Source organism: Streptomyces sp. NPDC030995 (assembly GCF_055571215.1).
Genome location: NZ_JBVIFS010000003.1, coordinates 1 through 945, shown reverse-complemented (window position 1 = coordinate 945; position 945 = coordinate 1). Strand labels below are relative to the sequence as shown.

Genomic DNA, 945 nt, shown 5'->3' with positions numbered 1-945 from the left:
CGGAGGGACGGTCCCCACGGTCATCACGGCGCGGGAAGGACGGACGGTCGCCGCCACGGTCATCGCGGCGGAAACCGCCACCGCCGCCGCCACCGGTGGGACGACCACCACGGTCGTCATCACGGCGCGGGTACGACGGACGGTCGCCACCGCGGTCATCACGGCGCGGGAAGGACGGACGGTCGCCGCCACGGTCGTCACGGCGGAAACCGCCACCGCCGCCGCCACCGGTGGGACGACCACCACGGTCGTCATCACGACGCGGGTACGACGGACGGTCGCCACCGCGGTCGTCACGGCGGAAACCGCCGCCGCCGGCGCCGGCGGGACGCCCGCCGCGGTCATCGCGACGGAAACCGCCGCCACCGCCACCGGTCGGGCGACCACCACGGTCGTCACGACGGAACGGGGGACGGTCGCCGCCACGGTCGTCACGGCCCCCGCGGTAGCCGCCCCTGTCACCGCCGTCGTTGCGCCGAGGCTCGCGCTCCGGACGATCGTCGGGAGAGTTGGACATGGGTGTGACTCCTGTCTTCGGGGTACCGCTAGTCATTCTCGCGCAACCAACCCATGGCCGCGCTTCGGCGTAAAGAGGTGAAACAAAAAAAGGACCCTTGGCCCAGCGTTGAACGCTGGACCAAGGGTCCTTTGAAAGATTGTTCGGCGGCGTCCTACTCTCCCACAGGGTCCCCCCTGCAGTACCATCGGCGCTGAAAGGCTTAGCTTCCGGGTTCGGAATGTAACCGGGCGTTTCCCTAACGCTATGACCACCGAAACCCTATCGGTTTCGAGCGAACAAGCACACTTTGTAGTTATGTTCTAGCTCTAGAAACCAGCAACTGTTCGTTGCTTCAGAACTAACACAGTGGACGCGAGCAACTGAGGACAAGCCCTCGGCCTATTAGTACCAGTCAGCTTCACCCGTTACCGGGCTTCCACATCTGG

The 945-nt window shown here is 66.1% G+C and carries 1 rRNA gene and 1 pseudogene; both read right to left on the bottom strand.

From position 1 onward, the window contains the following. Nucleotides 1-435 (bottom strand): annotated as a pseudogene (locus tag ACZ45T_RS06260) (hypothetical protein); the annotation flags it as partial. Between the two features lie 223 nt (nt 436-658). Beyond that, nucleotides 659-775 (bottom strand): 5S ribosomal RNA (rrf, locus tag ACZ45T_RS06255). Nucleotides 776-945: the final 170 nt, after the last annotated feature.